Here is a 519-nt window from a genome sequence, read left to right as displayed (position 1 = left end):
GCCTTAAGCGTGCCGTAGCGCGCCATCTCGTAATGCTCGACAGCCTGCGCAGCCGCGACTAGGCCTGCATCAAGTGCCGGGCTGCCTTCAAACTCCTCGATGATGGCTCTGCCTTCCTCTATGATGCCGAGGATGGCGTCGCAGGTTTTGCCGCGCGGCGCCTTGCCAATAAGTTCGAACACCTCAGCTAGGCGTTCGACATGCCCTTCCGTCTCATCACGATGCGCCTCGAAAGCCTTTTTCAGTTCCGGCGACTGGGCCGCCTTCGCCATCTTTGGCAGCGCCTTCAAAATCTGTTTTTCGGCGTAATAGATGTCCTTGAGTGTATCGAGAAACAGGTCGGCGAGGTTCTTTTCTTGAGCGGCCATTTGGCGTCCTCCAGGTTGATGGTCGCCGTCAAACTGTCATGGCCCCAACGGGGTTCCCGCAAACTGGTCGTCACGAAAGAACATTGGTTCGACCGTCATTTTTAAATGACGAGCGCTTCAGACCAACCGCGCAACCGTGCTGCCCCATGAC

The 519-nt window shown here is 57.0% G+C and carries 1 protein-coding gene; it reads right to left on the bottom strand.

Features of this window, described 5'->3' with window-relative positions; genetic code table 11:
* On the bottom strand, positions 1–368 hold a 368-nt coding region (locus tag AC1DVA_RS29035; RefSeq protein WP_476808226.1), incomplete at its 3' end, for a YciE/YciF ferroxidase family protein.
* Between the last annotated feature and the right edge of the window lie 151 nt (positions 369–519).

It is taken from the genome of Allobosea sp. P4_C6, assembly GCF_056402015.1.
Note: the sequence above shows the minus strand (reverse complement) of the source record. Positions and strands in the feature narration are given on the sequence as shown.